The sequence below is a fragment of the Azospira restricta genome (assembly GCF_016858125.1).
Taxonomy (GTDB): Bacteria; Pseudomonadota; Gammaproteobacteria; order Burkholderiales; family Rhodocyclaceae; genus Proximibacter; species Proximibacter restrictus.
On record NZ_CP064781.1, the window covers coordinates 3,593,702 to 3,612,515 of the forward strand.

An 18,814-nucleotide genomic window follows, 5' to 3' on the forward strand; every position below is an offset into this window, starting at 1 on the left:
GAGGCATGAGCACTTCATCCGCGACCAAGATCGTTTCGATCAACGCCGGCGGGCGCGAGCGCAGCCCCGGGCCGCGCCTCGTCGCCGAATGCGGCGAGCAGCTCGGCGATGGCCTGTGCAACTGGCTCGCCGGAATCCGGACGGAGATCGTCGAAGAGTTGTTCGTCCTCGCCGACGGCACCCGCGACCGCCACCTGCAAACCCGCTACCTCGACCTGCGCCACGACCTCGAACGCGACTGGACGCGCTTCATCGAGGCGTTTCGCCACGCCCTCGCCGAGCAGGACGGCAACGCGGCCGGCGGCGCGGCCGGCGCGCTCGAGGTGCCGGACTTCGACGGCTTGCAACTGATCGAGGACGACGAGTTGGCGGAACGCATCGTGCTGCGCGAATTCGCCGCACAGCTGACAGAAACCTGCGATGCCGAACTGTACCCGCTCGAGCGGAGGATAGCCGCCCTGCTCGGGCACGACGAGCCGCGCGACGGCGACAATCCGCTCGCGCCGCAGCCGATCTGCCAGGCGCTGCTCGACGCCGGCGCCGCGCTCGGACTCGATGCCAGGGACCGCCTGCTGCTCGCCCGCCGCGTCGAGCGCCACCTGCACCAGGCACTGCCCGGCATCTATCGCGGCATCAACGACTACCTCGCCGAGCGCAACATCCTCCCCGACCTGAAGCGCAGCTATCGGCGCCGCCCGCCGGCAACGGCGGCAAAGTCAGCGGCGGCCGAACTGCCCGAGGGCGCCGGCGACATCCTCGGCGCGCTGCAACGGCTGGCCGCCGTCCGCGGCGGGCCCGGCCTGCTGCGCGCACTGCCGGTCGCCGACGCGGCGGCGCTGCCTGCTAGCAGCGTCGCCGCCAGCCCGGCGAGCATCAGCCACGCCTTTCTCGCCTCGCTCAACGAGGCGCAGCACGTCGATTGGCAGCCGACCGCCGGCATCGCGATGAATCAGGTCCGCGCGCTCCGCGATTCGGCGGCGGCGCAACAGGTCAGTCCGCTGGAGTCGGTGACGATCGACATCGTCGCCATGCTCTTCGACTTCATCTTCAACGACGCCGACCTGCCGGACACGGTGAAGATGCTCGTCGGCCAGCTGCAGATCCCGGTGCTCAAGGTGGCGATGCTGGACCATAGCTTCTTCGCCAACCGCCAGCATCCGGCGCGCCGCTTCCTCGACGGCATCACCGGCGTCGCGCTGCACTGGGGGTCGGGCGCCGGCGCCGACGATCCCTTCCAGGTCCGCCTCGCCGAGCTGGTCGGCCGCATCCAGCGGGAGTTCGAAACCAACGTCGAAATCTTCAGCGCGGCGATCGGCGAACTCGAAGCCTTCGTTACCGCCCGCGAGGAAAAGGAAGCCGAGACGCTGTCCGTCGCCGCCGAGGCCGCGGCGCGACGCGAAGCCGAAGAGGCCGCCGGCGAACGGGCGCGGCAGGCCTTGCAGCCGATCCTCGAGCGGCCGCAGCCGGACGTCGTGCGCGACTTCCTTGCGACGCACTGGGCGGCGGTGCTGCGCCAGAAGGCGCTGCTCCACCCGGCGGACGCGGCGCCGTGGCAGGAAAGCGTCGAGGTGGCCGAGCAGCTGGTGTGGAGCGTCGCCGCGAAGGCGGCGAGCGACGAACGCATGCGCCTGATCAGCGGACTGCCGATGCTGCTGGCGCGGATCAAGGCCGGCCTCAGCGCCGCCGGCATCGACGGCGAGGCGCGCGCCGCCTTCTTCGACGCGCTGGTCGAACTGCACGCTGCAGCGCTAAAGGGCGCACCGGCCGACGGCGACAGCCAGGCCGGAGCCGGGACGACGCCGGCAGCGGGCGAAGGCGACCTGCTGGTCACCCGTCACGTCGAGGACGGCGTCACGATCGAGGATGTGATCCTGGTCGGTGCCGCACCGATGCGCCGCGTGCGCGACCGCGAGGCGCTCGCGCAGGTGCGCGCGCTGAAACGCGGCGACTGGGTCGACTTCATCGACAGCGACGGCAGGATCGCCCGCGAGCGGCTGAACTGGGTCAGCCCGCACAAGGGCATCCTGGTCTTCTCGAACCATCGCGCCGCCCGGGCGATCTCGATCTCGCCCGAGGCCCTCGCCCGCCAGCTGCGCGACGGCGCTGCCCGCGTCGTCACCGAGGAATCCGTCTTCGGCAGGGCCATCGACGGCGTCATGCAGTCCCTGGGCGCAGCCTAGATCTTTTTGCATCGGGTGCTCTTCGGCACTCTCGGCAAGCCATCGTGACGGAAGGGCTTGCCGTTTTTTTTGCCCGGGAACATAATAACCAAGCGCTTGCTTGCTTAATAATTAATCAATCACTCCGGAGACCAGCCGATGACGACCCAGAACCCAACGCCCTACCCGCACCTGCTCGCCCCGCTCGACCTCGGCTTCACGACGCTGAAAAACCGCACGCTGATGGGCTCGATGCACACCGGGCTGGAGGAGGAGAAGAACGGCTTCGAGCGCATGGCGGCGTTCTACGCCGAGCGCGCCCGCGGCGGCGCCGGGCTGATCGTCACCGGCGGCTACTCGCCGAACCTCTCCGGCCGCGCCTACCCGCACGCCTCGCAGTTCTCGTTCCCGTGGCAGGTCGCCAGGCACCGCATCGTCACCGACGCCGTGCACAAGGAAGGCGGCAAGATCGCGCTGCAGATCCTGCACACCGGCCGCTACGGCTACCACCCGCTGTGCGTCTCGGCGTCGAAATTGCGCGCGCCGATCAACCGCTTCACGCCGCGCGCGCTGTCGAACTGGGGCATCAGGAAGACCATCGCCGACTACGCGCGCTGCGCGCGGCTGGCGCAGAAGGCCGGCTACGACGGCGTCGAGATCATGGGCTCCGAGGGCTACCTGATCAACCAGTTCATCGCGCCGCAGACCAACCAGCGCACCGACCAGTGGGGCGGTTCGTTCGCGAACCGCATCCGCTTCGCGGTGGAGACGGTGAAGGCGACGCGCGAGAAGGTCGGGCCGAACTTCATCATCATCTTCCGCCTGTCGATGCTCGACCTGGTCGAGGGCGGCAGCAGCTGGGAGGAAGTGGTCGAGCTGGCCAAGGCGATCGAGGCCGCCGGCGCCACCATCATCAACACCGGTATCGGCTGGCACGAGGCGCGCATCCCGACGATCGCCACGATGGTGCCGCGCGCCGCCTTCACCTGGGTCACCAAGCGCCTGAAGGGCGCGGTGAAGATCCCGCTGATCACGACCAACCGCATCAACACCCCGGAAGTCGCCGAGGACGTGCTCGCCTCGGGCTGCGCCGACATGGTGTCGATGGCCCGCCCCTTCCTCGCCGACCCCGACTTCGTGAACAAGGCCGCGGCCAACCGGGCGGACGAGATCAACACCTGCATCGCCTGCAACCAGGCCTGCCTCGACCACATCTTCAAGGGCAAGCTGACCTCCTGCCTGGTCAACCCGCGCGCCTGCCACGAGACGGTGCTGAAGATCGCCAAGGCCGAGTTCCCGAAGAAGGTCGCCGTCGTCGGCGCCGGCCCGGCCGGCATGGCCTGCGCGACGACCGCCGCCGAGCGCGGCCACGCGGTGACGCTGTTCGACGCCGCCGACCGCATCGGCGGCCAGTTCAACATCGCCAAGAAGATTCCTGGCAAGGAGGACTTCAACGAGACGCTACGCTACTTCGGCAAGCGCATCGAAACCAGCGGCGTCGAGCTGCGGCTGAACACCAAAGTCGACGGCGAACTGCTCACGGCCGGCGGCTTCGACCACGTCGTGCTGGCCACCGGCATCACGCCGAGGAAGCCGGCGATTCCGGGCATCGACGACGAGGCGATGAAGGAGCGGGTGGCGACCTACCTCGACATCGTCGAGGGCCGCAAGGTCGCCGGCAAGGCGGTGGCGATCATCGGCGCCGGCGGCATCGGCTTCGACGTCGGCGAGTTCCTGACGCACGCGCACGACGAGAAGAGCGAGATGGACCGCTTCAACGACGAATGGGGCATCGACCCGACCTACGCGCACCGTGGCGGCCTCAAGCAGCCGGTCGACGAGACCGCGCCGCGCCGGGTCTGGCTGCTGCAGCGCAAGGCGTCGAAGGTCGGCGACGGGCTGGCCAAGACCACCGGCTGGATCCGCCGCACGCTGCTGAAGAAGCGCGGCGTGCAGATGATCGCCGGCGTCAACTACGAGCGTATCGACGAGGCCGGCCTGCACATCACGGTAAACGGCGAAGCGAAGACGCTGCCGGTGGACACCATCGTCGTCTGCGCCGGCCAGGAACCGCGCCGCGAACTGCAGGCGCCGCTGCAGGCCGCCGGCATCCCGGTGACGCTGATCGGCGGCGCCGACGTCGCCGCCGAGCTCGACGCCAAGCGCGCGATCGCGCAGGGCACGCACGTCGCGGCAATCCTCTGACCATGCCGCGCCGCAAAAGCGAACCCGGACTGGAGCCGAACCGCCGCGCCGAGCTGCTGCGCGCGGCGGCGAAGCTGTTCGTCGACAAGGGCTTCGCCGCGACGACCACGCGCGACATCGCCGAGGCCGTCGGCATGCGCTCGGGCAGCCCGTTCTACCACTTCCGCAGCAAGCAAGAGCTGCTCAAGGCGGCGATGATCGAGGGCCTCGACGCCGGCCGCGAACGCCTGCTCGCCGCGATCGACGGCGTCGCCGACCCGGAGCAGCGCCTGCGCGTGCTGGTCCGCACCCATCTCGGCACGCTGCTCGAGGGCGACTGCCGCTCGCCGCTCCTGGTCAGCGAAACGCGTGCGCTCGACGACAAGGCGCGCGGCGAGATCGCCGCCGCCTTCGACCGTTACCAGGTACCCTGGCAGCAGGCGCTCGACGAACTGGCCGCGGCCGGCAAGCTGGCCAGCGCCGCGCCGCCGGTGCGCCTGCTGCTGTTCGGCATGCTCAACTGGTCCAGCCACTGGTACCGGCCGGACGGCACGCTGTCGGTCGACGAACTCGCCGAAGCCGCCGTCGCCCTGCTGCTGCGCCAGCCGCCGCAAGGAACAAAGCGATGAGCAGGCATCCGAAACCGGACACGATTGCGGCCGCCGACGGACAGCCGCTTGCCGCCCGCTTCTTCGCCCCCGCCGGAGCGGCGCGCGGCGCCGTGATCATCGCGCCGGCAATGGGCGTCGGCCAGGAGTACTACGCCGACTTCGCCCACTGGCTGGCACAGCAGGGCTACGCGGCGATCACCTTCGACTACCGCGGCATGGGCCATTCGCGCCGCGGCAGCCTGCGCGGCTTCAAGGCCGACATCTTCGACTGGGCGAGGCTCGACTGCGGCGCCGCCGCCGAGGCGCTGACGCAGCGATTTCCCGGCGTGCCGCTGACCTGGATCGGCCACAGCCTGGGCGGCCAGATCCTCGCCTTCTTTCCGCAGCACGCGCGCCTCGCCAAGGCGATCACCGTCGGCACCGGCAGCGGTTACTGGCGCGAGAACGTGTGGACGCTGAAGAGCTATGTCTGGTGGCTGTGGTACGTGATCGTGCCGCTGACGCTGCCGCTGTTCGACTACTTCCCGGGGCGCCGGCTGAAGAAGGTCGGCGACCTGCCGCGCGGCGTCATGGCCCAGTGGCGCCGCTGGTGCCTGCACCGCGACTACGCGGTCGGCGTCGAGGGCGAGCCGGTGCGCCGGCAGTACGCGGCGGTGACGACGCCGATCGTCTCGCTGTCCTTCACCGATGACGAGTTCATGTCGGCGAAGAACACCGCCTCGCTGCACGGCTTCTATACCGGCGCAGCGAAGACGATGAAGCGCATCGCGCCGCGGGACGTCGGCGCCAGGCGCATCGGCCATTTCGGCTTCTTCCGCCGGCGCTTCGCGGAAACGCTGTGGGCACGCCACCTGCTGCCCGAACTCGCGTAAGGGCCACGCCCCGGCCGGACGGCGGCGACCCCGGCAACGCCGCAGCTCAGCGGAAGACGTCGCGCAGTACGTCGGCGACGATCGCGGTGCCGATCTGCACCAGCACCAGGTCGGTGCCGGCCATCTGCCATTCGTAGCCGGGATGCCGGGGCAGCCGGCCGAGCATCGCCGACGGCGCGGCTTTCTTTGCGATTCCCGGCGGCAACGGCTTGCCGCGCGCGAGGTTCTTGCGGATCCCCGGCGGCAGCGGCTTGTGGCCGCCCATGCGCACGCCGGAATCGAGCGCGTACTGGTGCGCGATCGCCGCCGTGATGCCGGCGGTGATCAGCGCGCCGGCGGACACGCCGGCGTCGCCGTGCTCTTCCTTCTGCTGCTTGTGCTTGTTGCGTCCCTTGCCCTCGGGCGGCTCGGCGAACACCTGGGCGCTGGCGACGCCCAGCCCGAGCGCGACGACGAGGACACGAGCGGCGACGGAACGACGGGATGCGGACATGGCGGGAAACTCCGGTGGACTCGGGGAACGACCACGCTAGCAGCGACCGCCGGGCCGCGTCAATCCGCGGCGCCGGACGCGCGCGCCGGGGTCAGGCCACCGGCCGCGCCGGGTCGCTGCACCACTCGCTCCACGAACCGGGATAGAGCTTTGCGCCGTGCAGGCCGGCGATTTCCATCGCCAGCAGGTTGAGGCAGGCGGAGACGCCGGAGCCGCACTGCATGACCACCTGGTCCGGCGCGTTGCCGGCGAGCAGCGCGAGGTACTCCGAGCGCAGCAGCGCCGCCGGCTTGAAGCGGCCGTCGGCCTCGAGGTTGTCCTTGAAGAAGCGGTTGCGCGCGCCGGGGATATGGCCGCCGACCGGATCGATCGTTTCGTTCTCGCCGCGGAAGCGGTCCGGCCCGCGCGCGTCGATCAGGCACAGGTCCGGCGCACCGAGGTGCGCCAGCAGCCAGTCGGCATCGACGGTGCCGCCCTGCACGCGGCCGCTGAAAACGGCCGGCGGCCGCGCCGGCGCCTCCGCCGTCAACGGCCGCCCTTCCGCCTGCCACAGCGCGAAGCCGCCGTCGAGGAAGGCGACCCGGTCGTGGCCGAGCCAGCGCAGCAGCCACCACAGGCGGCCGGCGATCATGCCCTGCGCGTCGTCGTAGACCACGACCTGCGTGTCGTTGCCGATGCCGAGCTCGCCGAGGCGGGCGATCAGGCGCTGCGGATCGGGCAGTGGATGGCGGCCGTTCTTCCCGGTCAGCGGACCGGAGAGGTCGCGGTCGAGGTGCAGGAAGACGGCGCCGGGCAGGTGCGCCGCGGCATAGGCGCGCTCGCCGTAGCCGGGGTCGGCCAGCTGGTGGCGCAGGTCGACGACGCACCAGCCGGGGTCGCCGAGGTAGCGCTGCAGCGTCGCGCCATCGACGAGGGTCGTGTACGTCATCGATCAGGCGCCCCCCAAAAGGACTTCTTCGCGATGCGAATTACGCATCGCTCAAGCGGCGGCGCCGAGCCAGCCGGCGGCTTCGTCGGCGTCGCTGAAGATCTGCATCTCGGCGTTGACGAAGATCTGCGACAGCCAGGCCGCCCAGGTCAGCCACTGGCTGTCGGTGACGACGGCGATGCGGTTGAAGTCGTTGGCGTGCGTGCGCGAGAACTTGAGCTCCTCCCACGCGACGTCGAGCGTGAAGTCGGCCATCTCGCGCAGGTCGAAGAGCAGGTCGACCGGCCCCTCGAACTTGACCTTGAAATTGACCAGTTCCTCGAACTCCTTGTAGTCGGCAAGCGTGAACTCGCCATAGACGGCGACGCTGACGCGGTGCGGCTGGTGATCGGTGACGATCATGATCGGACTCCGTAGCGTTGTTGTTGTGCCTGTGCGTCCAGTTTAATCCTGTTCGGCGGGATTGGCGCGCGAAACGCGCGTCGCCGCGATGCCGCTGGCGACGATCAGCGCGATGCCCAGCCAGGCGTCGGCCGACATCGTATCGCCCCAGATCGCCATGCCGAACAGGCTAGCGAAGACGATCGCGCTGTAGGCCAGGCTGGCGGCGACGATCGGCTTGCCGCGCTTGTAGGCCCGCGTCATGCACAGCTGCGCGAGCGTCGCGAAGCCGCCGACGCCCAAGAGCAGCAGCCCGCCGCGCAGGTCGACCGGATGGAACTCGTAGGCCAGCATCCACAGCGCGCTGCAGACGGTGGCGAACAGCGAGAAGTAGAACACCGTGCGCGCCTCCGGCTCGCCGCGCGCACCGAGTTCGCGCACGTTGAAGTAGGCGAGCCCGGAGATGACCCCGGAGCCGAGCGCGATCAGGCCGCCGACGAACTGGTCGGCGGCGAGCGTCGGCTTCAGCAGCAGGACGACGCCGACGAAGCCGATCGCCAGCGCGACGACCATCCCCGAGCGCAGGCGCATGCCGGCGAAGGCGGCGAAGTAGACGGCGAGGAACAGCGGCGAGGTGTAGTTCAGCGTCACCGCGGTCGCCAGCGGCAGCATCGCGATCGCATAGAAGTACATCAGCAGAGAGACGAAGCCGCTGGCGCCGCGAAAAAGCTGCAACCGCCAGTACGGCGTGGCGAAGGCGATGCCGCGCGCGCGCACCAGCGCGGTCATCAGCACGAGCGAGATGGTGCTGCGGTAGAAGACGATCTCCGCCGCCGAAAAGTTGTCGGCGGCGAGCTTCACGCACACCCCCATGGCGGCGAAGAGCAGGCTGGCGACGACCATCCACAGGGCTTGCATGGCGTTCAATGAAGAACGCCGGCGGCTGCCGGCGTTCCCGCGGCCCCCTTCAGCGCAAGCTGTCGCCCATGATGCGGCGATAGAACTCGTGGAAATGCCGCATCCCGTCCTCCATCGGCGACTGGTAGGGGCCGGCCTCGCTGCGGCCTTCCTTCATCAGCGCGCGCCGGCCGCGGTCCATGCGCTCGCCGATGTCGTCGTCCTCGATCGCCGTTTCCATGTAGGCGGCCTGCTCGGCCTCGACGAACTCGCGCTCGAACAGCGCGATGTCCTCGGGGTAGTAGAACTCGACGACGTTGGTCGTCCGGTCGACGTCGCGCGGAATCAGCGTCGATACGACGAGCACGTGCGGATACCACTCGACCATGATGTTCGGGTAGTAGGTGAGCCACACCGCGCCCTGCTTCGGCTTGTCCTCGCCGTAGTAATCGCGCACCGCCTGCTGCCAGCGCGCGTAGGTCGGCGAGCCGGATTTCTGCAGGGTAGTGATGCCGACCCTCTGCACCGAGTACCAGTCACCGAACTGCCAGGTCAGGTCGTCGCAGGTGACGAAGTTGCCGAGCCCCGGATGGAAGGGAACGACATGGTAGTCCTCCAGATAGACCTCGATGAAGGTCTTCCAGTTGTAGTTGCACTCGTGTATCTCGACCTTGTCGAGCTTGTAGCCGGAGAAGTCGAAGTCGCCGGCGATGTTCATGCCGCCGAGATCGGCGTTGGCCGAGCGCGGGCCGGCGAAGAGCAGGCCGTTCCAGCGCTCCAGCCGTTGCTTGTCGAGGTGCAGGCAGGGGTTCTGCGGGAAGTGCGGCGCCCCCAGCAACTCGCCCTGGCGGTCGTAGGTCCAGCGATGGATCGGGCAGACGATGGTCTTGTCGATGCTGCCGCTGCCCTGCAGCATGATCGCCTGGCGGTGACGGCAGATGTTCGACATCCGCCACACCGCGTCGTCGTTCCTGACCAGCATCCTCGCGTGGTCCAGCCACTCCAGCGTGCGGTAGTTGCCGAGTTCCGGCACCATCAGTTCGTGGCCGACGTAGCCCGGGCCGGCATCGAAGATGAGTTTCTTCTCCAGTTCGAAGATCCTCTCGTCGAAATACCAGTCCACCGGCAGCTGGGCGGCCGCCGGCGCGAGTTTTACTGCGGAAGCGATGTCGGACATTCCAAAACCTCCAGGGGAAACCCCGGATCAAAGCCTGTAAAGAAAGGATTGTACCGCGCCGTCCAATTTGACCAAAAGCCCGTATTTACGGTATTTTTCGGGGTTTTCTTCGATCATCGGGCGCACTCGCCGCCCATCTCCTCACCATGGCAAAAACCACCCCGTCGGCCGACGCCGGCGTCGCCGGACTCAAGTTCGAAGCCGCGCTGGCCGAGTTGGAAACGCTCGTCGCCGCGATGGAGGCCGGCCAGCTGCCGCTGGAAGAGTCGCTGACCGCCTACCGGCGCGGCGTCGCGCTGCTGCAACACTGCCAGCGCCAGCTCGCCGACGCCGAGGAAAAGGTGCGCGTGCTCGACAACGGCGCGCTGCGCCCGCTCGACGGCGAGGGGGAACCGGCATGAGCATCGCCGCCGGCCAAGCGTTTGCCGAGTGGATGGCCGCCGTCCAGGCGCGCACCGAAACCTCGCTGTCCCGCCTGCTGCCGTCCGCCGAATCGATCCCGGCGCGCCTGCACCAGGCGATGCGCTACAGCACGCTCGGCGGCGGCAAACGCGTGCGCCCGTTGCTCGCCTTCGCCGCCGGCGAAATCACCGCGGCCGCACCGGAGGCGATCGACTTCGCCGCCTGCGCGGTCGAATGCATCCACGTCTATTCGCTGGTGCACGACGACCTGCCGAGCATGGACGACGACGTGCTGCGCCGCGGCCGCCCGACCTGCCACGTCGAGTACGACGAACCGACCGCGCTGCTGGTCGGCGACAGCCTGCAGTCGCTGGCCTTCGAGCTGCTAGCGCGGACACCGCAGACCGACGCCGACCGCCGCGTCGAGATGGTGCGCCTGCTCGCCGCCGCCGCCGGCTCCTGCGGCATGGCCGGCGGCCAGGCGATCGACCTCGAATCGGTCGGCAAGGCACTGACGCAGCCCGAGCTCGAACTGATGCACGCGCTGAAGACCGGCGCGCTGATCCGCGCCGCGGTACTGCTTGGCGCCTTGTGCGGGGCGCCGCTGGCGGACGCCGAGCGCGATGCGCTGGACCGCTTCGCGAAGCGCGCCGGACTGCTCTTCCAGGTCGTCGACGACATCCTCGACTGCACTGCGAGCACCGCGACGCTGGGCAAGACGGCAGGCAAGGACGCCGCCGCCGACAAACCGACCTACGTCAGCCTGATGGGCCTCGACGGCGCGCGCCGCTTCGCCGCCGAGCTCGAGGCCGATGCCCTGGCCTGTCTCGCCGTCTTCGGCGAGCGCAGCCGCCGCCTTGCCGAACTCGCCACCTTCATAGCGCGGCGGGAGTTCTGACCCCGGCCGCCCCCGCCGCCACACGACGCAGACACGATGAACGCTGAAGCGATGACCGATTTCACGCTGCTTTCCACGATCGCCTCGCCCGCCGACCTGCGCCGCCTCGACCGACGCGACCTGCCGCAGCTCACCGACGAGCTGCGCAGCTTCCTCGTCGACTCGGTGGCGAAGACCGGCGGCCACTTCTCGTCGAACCTCGGCACTGTCGAGCTGACGGTGGCGCTGCACTACGTCTTCGACACGCCTGAGGACCGGCTGGTGTGGGACGTCGGCCACCAGTGCTACGCGCACAAGGTACTCACCGGGCGGCGTGCGCAGATGGCGACGCTGCGCATGCACGACGGCCTCTCCGGCTTCCCCAAGCGCAGCGAGAGCGAATACGACACCTTCGGCGTCGGCCACTCGTCGACCTCGATCTCGGCGGCGCTGGGCATGGCGCTGGCCGCCAAGCAGAAGGGCGAGCAGCGCAAGGTCGTCGCGGTGATCGGCGACGGCGCGATGTCCGCCGGCATGGCCTTCGAGGCGCTGAACAACGCCGGCGTCGCCGACGCCGACCTGCTCGTCATCCTCAACGACAACGACATGTCGATCTCGCCGCCGGTCGGCGCGCTGAACAAGTACCTGGCGCGGCTGTTCTCCGGCCGCACCTTCAACGCCGCGCGCCGCGCCGGCGAGAAGGTGCTCGGCGTCGCGCCGCCGCTGCTGGAGTTCGCCAAGCGCGCCGAGGAGCACATGAAGGGCATGCTGACGCCGGGCACGCTGTTCGAGGAGTTCGGCTTCAACTACATCGGTCCGATCGACGGCCACGACCTCGACTCGCTGATCCCGACGCTGCAGAACCTGCGCGACCTGAAGGGGCCGCAGTTCCTGCACGTGATCACCAAGAAGGGCCAGGGCTACAAGCTGGCCGAGGCCGATCCGATCCTCTACCACGGCGTCGGCAAGTTCGCGCCCGACGTAGGCATCCAGCCGCCGGCGGCGGCGCCGAAGCTGACCTACACGCAGGTCTTCGGCGACTGGCTTTGCGACATGGCGGCGGCCGAGCCGCGGCTGGTCGGCATCACGCCGGCGATGCGCGAGGGCTCGGGCATGGTCCGCTTCGCCGAGCAGTTCCCCGACCGCTACTACGACGTCGGCATCGCCGAGCAGCACGCCGTCACCTTCGCCGCCGGGCTGGCCTGCGAGGGCCTGAAGCCGGTCGTCGCGATCTACTCGACCTTCCTGCAGCGCGCCTACGACCAGCTGGTACACGACGTCGCGCTGCAGAACCTGCCGGTGCTCTTCGCCATCGACCGCGGCGGCCTGGTCGGCGCCGACGGCCCGACGCACCACGGCACCTTCGACCTCTCCTACCTGACCTGCATCCCGAACATGGTGGTGATGGCGCCGGCCGACGAGGCCGAATGCCGCCGCCTGCTGTCCACCGCGCTGGCGCTCGACGGCCCGAGCGCAGTGCGCTATCCGCGCGGCGCCGGCATGGGCACGGTGCCCGACACCGACCTCGCACCGCTGCCTGTCGGCCGGGGGGAAATCCGCCGCCAGGGCCAGGGCGTCGCGCTGCTCGCCTTCGGCAGCATGCTGGCGCCGGCGCTCGCCGCCGGCGAGGCGCTCGAGGCGACGGTGGCCAACATGCGCTTCGTCAAGCCGATCGACCGCGACCTCGTCGCGCGGCTGGCGCGGGAACATTCCCTGCTCGTCAGCGTCGAAGAAAATGCCTTGATCGGTGGCGCCGGTTCGGAAATCGCGCGCGTCCTGGAGGAAGTCGGCAGTGGCACGCCGCTCCTGCGCCTCGGGCTCCCCGACCGCTTCATCGATCACGGCGACCATGCCCGCCTGCTGGCGGAACTCGGCCTCGACGGCGACGGCATCGTCCGCGCAGTGCGGGCAAGAACGCAGCAGCCCTGAGGCCCCAACGACAAATCGCCCCGAGCAGAGAACCGCAATGAACGCACCGCAAACCCCCGCCGCCATGGAAGATGTCCAGGGCTCGGCCGACACCCGCCAGCTCGCCATCAACAAGGTCGGCATCAAGGCGATCCGCCATCCGGTCAAGGTCCAGGACCGTACCGGCGGCGTCCAGCACACGATCGCCGTGTTCAACATGTACGTCAGCCTGCCGCACAACTTCAAGGGCACGCACATGTCGCGCTTCGTCGAGATTCTCAACAGCCACGAGCGCGAGATCTCGGTCGAGAACTTCCCGGCAATGCTCGCCTCGATGGTCGAACGGCTGGAAGCCGAGAGCGGCCATATCGAGATGAACTTCCCGTATTTCGTGAACAAGACGGCACCGGTATCGGGCGTGCAGAGCCTGATGGACTACGACGTCACCTTCATCGGCGAGATCTGCAGCGGCGAGGTCGTCTCCATGGTCAAGGTGGTGGTGCCGGTGACCAGCCTGTGCCCGTGCTCGAAGAAGATTTCCGAATACGGCGCGCACAACCAGCGCTCGCACGTCACCGTCACCGCCCGCCTCGACGAGCACATGTGGCTGGAGGAGATCATCGAGCTGGTCGAGGCCGAAGCTTCCTGCGAACTGTTCGGCCTGCTCAAGCGCCCGGACGAGAAGTTCGTCACCGAACGCGCCTACGACAATCCGAAGTTCGTCGAGGACATGGTGCGCGACGTCGCCGCGCGGCTGAACGCGGAGAAGCGCATCTCGGCCTACGTGATCGAGTCGGAAAACTTCGAATCGATCCACAACCACTCGGCCTACGCGCTGATCGAGCGCGACAAGACGCAGGGCTGATCCCGCGATCCCGCGCCCCTCCCCACCCTTGCCGGACCCGGCAAGGGCAACAAAAAAGGCGCCTCGCGGCGCCTTTTTCGCTGGTGACGGGAGGCTTACGCCTGCGCGTCGCCCTTGTTGCGGCTGACCAGCTTCTCCTTGATGCGCGCCGACTTGCCGGAACGCTCGCGGAGGTAGTACAGCTTGGCGCGACGCACGTCGCCGCGGCGCTTGACCTCGATCGAGGCGACCAGCGGCGAGTAGGTCTGGAAGGTACGCTCGACGCCTTCACCGGACGAGATCTTGCGCACGGTGAAGCCGGAGTTCAGGCCACGGTTGCGCTTGGCGATGACGACGCCTTCGTAGGCCTGCAGACGCTCGCGGTTGCCTTCCTTGACCTTGACCTGGACGACGACGGTGTCGCCCGGGGCGAAATCGGGAACGTTCTTGCCGAGGCGGGCGATTTCTTCCTGCTCGAGTTGCTGAATCAGATTCATTTTAAGCTCCTAAGTTTTCCTGACCGCATTGCTCCAGTTCGGCTTTGTATTCCGCCAGGAGTTGCGTTTCCTCTTTCGACAGCTGGCGTCCGGCCAACAACTCCGGCCGCCGCTGCCAGGTCCGCCCCAGCGACTGTTTCAGCCGCCAGCGACGAATCTTCTCGTGGTGACCGGACAACAGCACTTCCGGCACCCGCAAGCCCTCGTATTCCTCGGGCCGCGTATAGTGCGGGCAATCCAGCAGGCCCGACACGAACGAATCCTCTACCGCCGACTGCGCATCGTTGAGCACACCCGGCAACTGCCTGACGACGGCGTCGATCAGCGCCATCGCCGGAATCTCGCCTCCGGAGAGCACGAAATCCCCGATCGAGATTTCCTCGTCGACGCAACGCTCGATCAGTCGCTCGTCGATTCCTTCGTAGCGCCCACAGAGGAGGATCAATCCTTCCTCGGCCTGCGCCAGCCGCATCACGCGCTCGTGCGTCAGCGGCTTGCCCTGCGGCGACAGGTAGACGACGCGGCTCACCGCCACGCCGCGCTCGCGCTGCCGCGCCTTCGCCGCAGCGATCGCCTTCGCCAGCGGCTCGGGCAGCATCACCATGCCGGGGCCGCCGCCGTAGGGCCGGTCGTCCACCGTCCGGTAGTTGTTCTCGACGAAGTCGCGCGGGTTCACGAACCCGACCGACCAGACGCCGTCCTCCAGCGCCCGCCGCGTCACTCCGCAGTCGGTCACGGCGGCGAACATCTCGGGAAAGATGGTCACCGCATCGACGACGAAGGGCTTCACCAGTCGGCTTCCCAGTCGACGCGGATGCGCTTCTGCGCCAGATCCACGTCGAGCACCACGGTACCGACGAAGGGCAGCAGCAGTTCCCTGCCGTCGCCCGCGCGGACGCACAACACATCGTTGGCGCCGGTCTCGATCAGGCTGTCCACCTCGCCGAGCCGCTCGCCGCGGACGTTCACCACTTCCAGGCCGATCAGGTCGTCCCAGTAATACTCGTCTTTCCCGGCCGGCGGCAGCGCTTCGCGCGGCACACCGACCAGCGTTCCCTTCAGCGCCTCGGCGGCGTCGCGGTCGGCGACACCGGCCAGCTGCGCCACCAGCGCGCCGAGATGCACCCGGCTGCGCAGCACCGCCGTCTCACGCCAGTCCGCCGACGGGGCATTCTCCTGCCCCAACCACCACGCCGGAAGCTTGCTCCAGGCGTGCGGGTCGTCGGCGAAGGGATGCACCCTCACCCACCCCTGCACTCCATAGGCCCCGACGATCTTGCCGAGGACGACGAAAGGCCGGGCGGACGAGGCAGCCAGAATCTACCCCGGTTAGGCGGCGGCCTTGGCCGACTGCTTGACCAGGCGGGCAACGGTCGGCGACAGCTGGGCGCCGTTCTGCTGCCAGTAGGTCAGGCGATCGGTCGCGATGCGCAGCGACTGTTCGGCGCCGGACGCCACCGGGTTGTAGAAGCCGATGCGCTCGATGAAGCGGCCGTCGCGACGGTTGCGCGAGTCGGCAGCGACGATGTTGTAGAAGGGGCGCTTCTTGGCGCCACCACGGGCAAGGCGAATCACAACCATTGTGTTCTCTTCCGGATTCAGAAAAAGGGGGAGATTATAGCAAGAAAGCAAGACAAAACAATCCCCTAGTCAGCCCCGCAAAATCCCGCCGCCGCCGGCCGGAAAAAATCCCGGCGCCGACTGCGTTTCCGGGCGGCGAAGCGCCCAAGCTCTCCTATAATCACAGCGCCTTCCGACAACAGCACAAAATGAACGATTTTCGCATCGACGACGGCGACGCCCTCAGCCTGATCGACCTGCGCGCGATCCTCGACTGGCTGGCGACGCCGCCGGCGGACCAGGCCGAGGACGAACTGGCGCCCCTGCACACGCACCTGACCGCCCTGCGCGACACGCGCACGGCGGCGCATCAGCGACACCAGGTGCTCGACCTGCTCTACGACCGTGCCCACCGCACTGTCGGGCGGCTGCTGCCGGATCTGGTCGGCGTCGCGCTGCCGCTGTCGCGACGGGTGCGGCACACCGTGCGCGGACTGCAGGGGGTGCTGCTGAAGGTGGCCGAAGACTATCTGGCAACGCTCGACGAGCTCGACGAACGCCTCGTCAAGGGCTTGCGGCGACCGCCGGAACTGACGCTGTGGCGCGCCATCGATGCGCTGGCGACGCACCAGCTGATCAGCAACTACGCCGCTTCGCCTTACGGCGCCGACGTCTGGAAGCTGGCCAACCGGGCTTATCGCATCGCCGTCGAGGCGCAGTGCACGGACACCCACATCCGCGATGTCGAGGACACCATCGGTGACGCCTATCTGCGCGCCTGCCTGCTCGCCTGCGCGCAGCCGGCATCGTTCACCTCGCGCGAGATCGGTCTCGTCGTCGACTACATCCGGCGCTTCGCCAGCCGCGCGACGCCACTGCCGCAGCCGCAGGCAGCCGGCGCGGAAGGCGTCTTCTGGATCGATCTCGGCCGCGATGCGCCGCCGACCGCCGCCGGCAGGCGGCCGCCGCCGGACGACGCCTGGTGCTTCGCCTGCGAGCAACTGGCGCAACTCGCCGAAGAACAGGCCGAGGCGCTGGACGCCGGCGCGCGCGTTGCCGATCTCGACCTGCCGGCGGAGGCCGCCACCCCGGCCGGCCGCGGCGTCCTCCGCCGCCTCGCGCATCACTGGGGACACCCGGGCAAACGCCGCTTCCCGCGGCGGCGCCAGAACTACCGCGCCATGCTCTGCGTCGGCCTGCCCGCGCTGTGGCAACTATTCCGCGAACAGCAGGCGCCGGCCGGCGAGCCCACCCGCTGGATGGTCACCAACGAAAGCCCGGACGGCTACGCGGTCATGCACGTTTCCGGCAAGACCAGCCGCCTCGCCGCCGGCGACGTGGTCGCCCTGCGCACCGAGAACATCGACGACTGGCAGGTCTGCCTCGTGCGCTGGGCGCTCTCCGAAAATCCGGAACATCTCGAGCTCGGGCTGCAGATTCTCGCCACGCGCGCGACCCCCGCCCTGCTCGCCAACCCGGCGCGCGGCGTCGAGGCGGGGCAGCAGCCGGTACTGCTGCTGCCCGCGCTGCCGCCGCTGCGCCCGAGCGAGACGATGATCGCACCGGTCGGCGCGACGCTGCCGCCGCCGCAGCGGATGCTGCTGGTGATCGAGCGCGACAACCTCGAGATCCGTCAGGTGCAGGCGCCGCGGATGGAAGAGCGGACCGCCAGCGTCGAGGTCGTGGCGATCGAGGCCGACACCGCTCCCTGATCCCGTTCAGCGCACACGGCGGCGGCGATGCCGCGGCGGCGACGGCGCGAACTCGGGCAGGGTCGCGGCAACCAGCCCGCCGACGAGCACCACCGCCCAGGACAGGTACACCCAGAGCAGGAAGATCGGAACCGCGGCGAAGGCGCCGTAGATCGCCTTGTACGACGGGAAATAGCCGAGATAGAGCTCGAAGGCCTTCTGCAGCAGCAGGAAGCCGAGCGCGGCGAAGCCGCCGGCGGTGAAGGCATGCCGCCAGCGCACCGGCGCGTTCGGCACCGCGTGGTAGAGAAAGGCGAAGAAGAGGATCAGCACCGCCAGCGACAGCAGCTTGAACAACGGCGCCCGCATCCAGCGCAACTCGCCGAGCAGGCCGAACGAGGCGGTCAGCGCCGACGACGTCGCCGCCAGCAGGGCGCCGATGAACACCGGCCAGACAACGACGACAATGGCATAGAGCGCGAGACGATGCCACAGCGGCCGCGGCGCCCGCACCCGCCAGACGTGGTTGAAGGCGCGCTCGACGGTATTCATCAGCAGGAAGGCGGTGACGACGAGAACGGCGACGCCGAAGGCGCTGACCTCGGCGGCGCGCTTCGAGAACTGCAGCAGCTTGCCCGAAATCAGCCCGGCAGATCCGGCCGGCAGCAGGTGCGCGACCAGCAGCTTGTCGACATGGTCGACGAAGCTGGCGAAGGCCGGCACCGCCGAGACCATCGCCAGGATCAGCGCCGCCAGCGGCACCAGCGAGATCAGCGTGGTGAACGCCAGGCTGGCGCTGATCTGGTCGAAGTCCTCCTCGCCGAAGCGGCGGCAGATGCGGACCAGGAAGGGAAACAGGAACGATCGGGAAGCAGCCATAGGGTCGCTATAATAGCCGGATGTCGACGCCAGCCGACTGCCCCCGGCGCCACGCCGGCCTCGAACCGCCCGCCACCGTTTTCCTGATCGAACCCCGATGAGTCGTACCGCCTATCTCGCCGCCTGCATCAGCCTGGTCGCACTGATCTTCCTCGGCCTCGCCTGGGAATTGCGCCTCGCCCCGCTCCACCCCGGCGGCTCGGCGCTGGTCTTCAAGGTGCTGCCGCTGCTACTGCCGCTGTTCGGCATCCTGCACGGCAAGCGCTATACGTACAAATGGTCGTCGCTGCTGATCCTGTTCTACTTCGCCGAAGGCGTCGTGCGCACCACCACCGAGGCGCCGCCGGCGCGCTGGCTGGCGCTCGCCGAGATCGCGCTGGCCGCGATCTTCTTCGCCGCGGCAGTGAGCTACGTGCGGCAGACGCGCCGCCAATGAAAAACGCCGGGCATGCCC

The 18,814-nt window shown here is 68.8% G+C and carries 20 protein-coding genes; 10 read left to right on the forward strand and 10 right to left on the reverse strand.

The window, feature by feature from the left end; genetic code table 11:
* Positions 1-5: 5 nt before the first annotated feature.
* The 4 genes from IWH25_RS17110 to IWH25_RS17125 all read left to right on the forward strand — a co-directional run bounded on the left by IWH25_RS17110 (position 6) and on the right by IWH25_RS17125 (position 5,826).
* Entirely contained in the window at positions 6-2,180 is a 2,175-nt protein-coding gene (locus IWH25_RS17110) for a DUF1631 family protein (protein ID WP_203386964.1), read from the forward strand.
* Positions 2,181-2,318: 138 nt separating this feature from the next.
* Complete coding sequence (locus IWH25_RS17115; protein ID WP_203386965.1) at positions 2,319-4,364, forward strand: NADPH-dependent 2,4-dienoyl-CoA reductase; 2,046 nt, start codon at positions 2,319-2,321, stop codon at positions 4,362-4,364.
* A 2-nt stretch (positions 4,365-4,366) separates the two neighbouring features.
* Positions 4,367-4,972, forward strand: coding sequence for a TetR/AcrR family transcriptional regulator (locus IWH25_RS17120; protein ID WP_203386966.1), 606 nt, complete (start codon positions 4,367-4,369; stop codon positions 4,970-4,972).
* Positions 4,969-5,826: an alpha/beta hydrolase family protein gene (locus IWH25_RS17125; protein WP_203386967.1), complete on the forward strand. Its 858-nt coding sequence runs from the start codon at positions 4,969-4,971 to the stop codon at positions 5,824-5,826. Before IWH25_RS17120 ends, IWH25_RS17125 begins: the two co-directional genes overlap by 4 nt.
* Positions 5,827-5,872: 46 nt before the next feature.
* Here the strand turns inward: IWH25_RS17125 and IWH25_RS17130 are convergent, their stop codons facing one another.
* The 5 genes from IWH25_RS17130 to IWH25_RS17150 all read right to left on the reverse strand — a co-directional run bounded on the left by IWH25_RS17130 (position 5,873) and on the right by IWH25_RS17150 (position 9,702).
* Entirely contained in the window at positions 5,873-6,319 is a 447-nt protein-coding gene (locus IWH25_RS17130; RefSeq protein ID WP_203386968.1) for an anti-virulence regulator CigR family protein, read from the reverse strand.
* 91 nt (positions 6,320-6,410) lie between these two features.
* Positions 6,411-7,247, reverse strand: a complete 837-nt coding sequence (locus tag IWH25_RS17135) for a sulfurtransferase (RefSeq protein ID WP_203386969.1) — start codon at positions 7,245-7,247, stop codon at positions 6,411-6,413.
* A gap of 51 nt (positions 7,248-7,298) precedes the next feature.
* Positions 7,299-7,649 carry a SpoIIAA family protein gene (locus tag IWH25_RS17140; protein ID WP_203386970.1) on the reverse strand — a complete coding sequence of 117 codons (351 nt, stop codon included), beginning with the start codon at positions 7,647-7,649 and terminating at the stop codon, positions 7,299-7,301.
* A 42-nt stretch (positions 7,650-7,691) separates the two neighbouring features.
* Positions 7,692-8,546 carry a DMT family transporter gene (locus tag IWH25_RS17145; RefSeq protein WP_203389296.1) on the reverse strand — a complete coding sequence of 285 codons (855 nt, stop codon included), beginning with the start codon at positions 8,544-8,546 and terminating at the stop codon, positions 7,692-7,694.
* A gap of 49 nt (positions 8,547-8,595) precedes the next feature.
* Positions 8,596-9,702 carry an aromatic ring-hydroxylating oxygenase subunit alpha gene (locus IWH25_RS17150; RefSeq protein WP_203386971.1) on the reverse strand — a complete coding sequence of 369 codons (1,107 nt, stop codon included), beginning with the start codon at positions 9,700-9,702 and terminating at the stop codon, positions 8,596-8,598.
* Positions 9,703-9,848: 146 nt separating this feature from the next.
* Between IWH25_RS17150 and IWH25_RS17155 the strand changes: the two genes are divergently transcribed.
* From IWH25_RS17155 to folE2, 4 genes are read left to right on the forward strand one after another with little or no spacing between them, the layout of a single operon-like run.
* Entirely contained in the window at positions 9,849-10,103 is a 255-nt protein-coding gene (locus IWH25_RS17155) for an exodeoxyribonuclease VII small subunit (RefSeq protein ID WP_203386972.1), read from the forward strand.
* The gene (locus tag IWH25_RS17160) at positions 10,100-11,002 is read left to right on the forward strand and encodes a polyprenyl synthetase family protein (RefSeq protein WP_203386973.1); all 903 of its coding nucleotides are present in this window, start codon (positions 10,100-10,102) and stop codon (positions 11,000-11,002) included. The genes IWH25_RS17155 and IWH25_RS17160 overlap by 4 nt, the downstream gene beginning before the upstream one ends.
* A 51-nt stretch (positions 11,003-11,053) precedes the next feature.
* Positions 11,054-12,910 (forward strand): 1-deoxy-D-xylulose-5-phosphate synthase, encoded by a 1,857-nt coding sequence (gene dxs, locus IWH25_RS17165; protein ID WP_203389297.1) that lies wholly within the window; start codon positions 11,054-11,056, stop codon positions 12,908-12,910.
* Between the two features lie 37 nt (positions 12,911-12,947).
* Positions 12,948-13,754 (forward strand): GTP cyclohydrolase FolE2, encoded by an 807-nt coding sequence (gene folE2, locus IWH25_RS17170; RefSeq protein WP_203386974.1) that lies wholly within the window; start codon positions 12,948-12,950, stop codon positions 13,752-13,754.
* A gap of 95 nt (positions 13,755-13,849) precedes the next feature.
* Here the strand turns inward: folE2 and rplS are convergent, their stop codons facing one another.
* The 4 genes from rplS to rpsP all read right to left on the reverse strand — a co-directional run bounded on the left by rplS (position 13,850) and on the right by rpsP (position 15,811).
* Complete coding sequence (gene rplS, locus IWH25_RS17175) at positions 13,850-14,230, reverse strand: 50S ribosomal protein L19 (RefSeq protein WP_203386975.1); 381 nt, start codon at positions 14,228-14,230, stop codon at positions 13,850-13,852.
* Between the two features lies 1 nt (position 14,231).
* Positions 14,232-15,020: a tRNA (guanosine(37)-N1)-methyltransferase TrmD gene (gene trmD, locus IWH25_RS17180; RefSeq protein ID WP_275403824.1), complete on the reverse strand. Its 789-nt coding sequence runs from the start codon at positions 15,018-15,020 to the stop codon at positions 14,232-14,234.
* Positions 15,017-15,475 (reverse strand): ribosome maturation factor RimM, encoded by a 459-nt coding sequence (gene rimM / locus IWH25_RS17185; RefSeq protein ID WP_238998946.1) that lies wholly within the window; start codon positions 15,473-15,475, stop codon positions 15,017-15,019. The genes trmD and rimM overlap by 4 nt, the downstream gene beginning before the upstream one ends.
* An 84-nt stretch (positions 15,476-15,559) precedes the next feature.
* Positions 15,560-15,811 (reverse strand): 30S ribosomal protein S16, encoded by a 252-nt coding sequence (rpsP, locus tag IWH25_RS17190; protein WP_203386976.1) that lies wholly within the window; start codon positions 15,809-15,811, stop codon positions 15,560-15,562.
* A gap of 188 nt (positions 15,812-15,999) precedes the next feature.
* Between rpsP and IWH25_RS17195 the strand changes: the two genes are divergently transcribed.
* Entirely contained in the window at positions 16,000-17,502 is a 1,503-nt protein-coding gene (locus IWH25_RS17195) for a hypothetical protein (RefSeq protein WP_203386977.1), read from the forward strand.
* Positions 17,503-17,508: 6 nt separating this feature from the next.
* Here IWH25_RS17195 and IWH25_RS17200 read toward each other — a convergent pair whose 3' ends face one another.
* Entirely contained in the window at positions 17,509-18,360 is an 852-nt protein-coding gene (locus IWH25_RS17200) for a YihY family inner membrane protein (protein ID WP_203386978.1), read from the reverse strand.
* Between the two features lie 97 nt (positions 18,361-18,457).
* On the opposite strand from IWH25_RS17200, the gene IWH25_RS17205 reads away from it, so the two are divergent.
* Entirely contained in the window at positions 18,458-18,796 is a 339-nt protein-coding gene (locus tag IWH25_RS17205) for a DUF2069 domain-containing protein (RefSeq protein WP_203386979.1), read from the forward strand.
* The last annotated feature ends 18 nt before the right edge of the window (positions 18,797-18,814 follow it).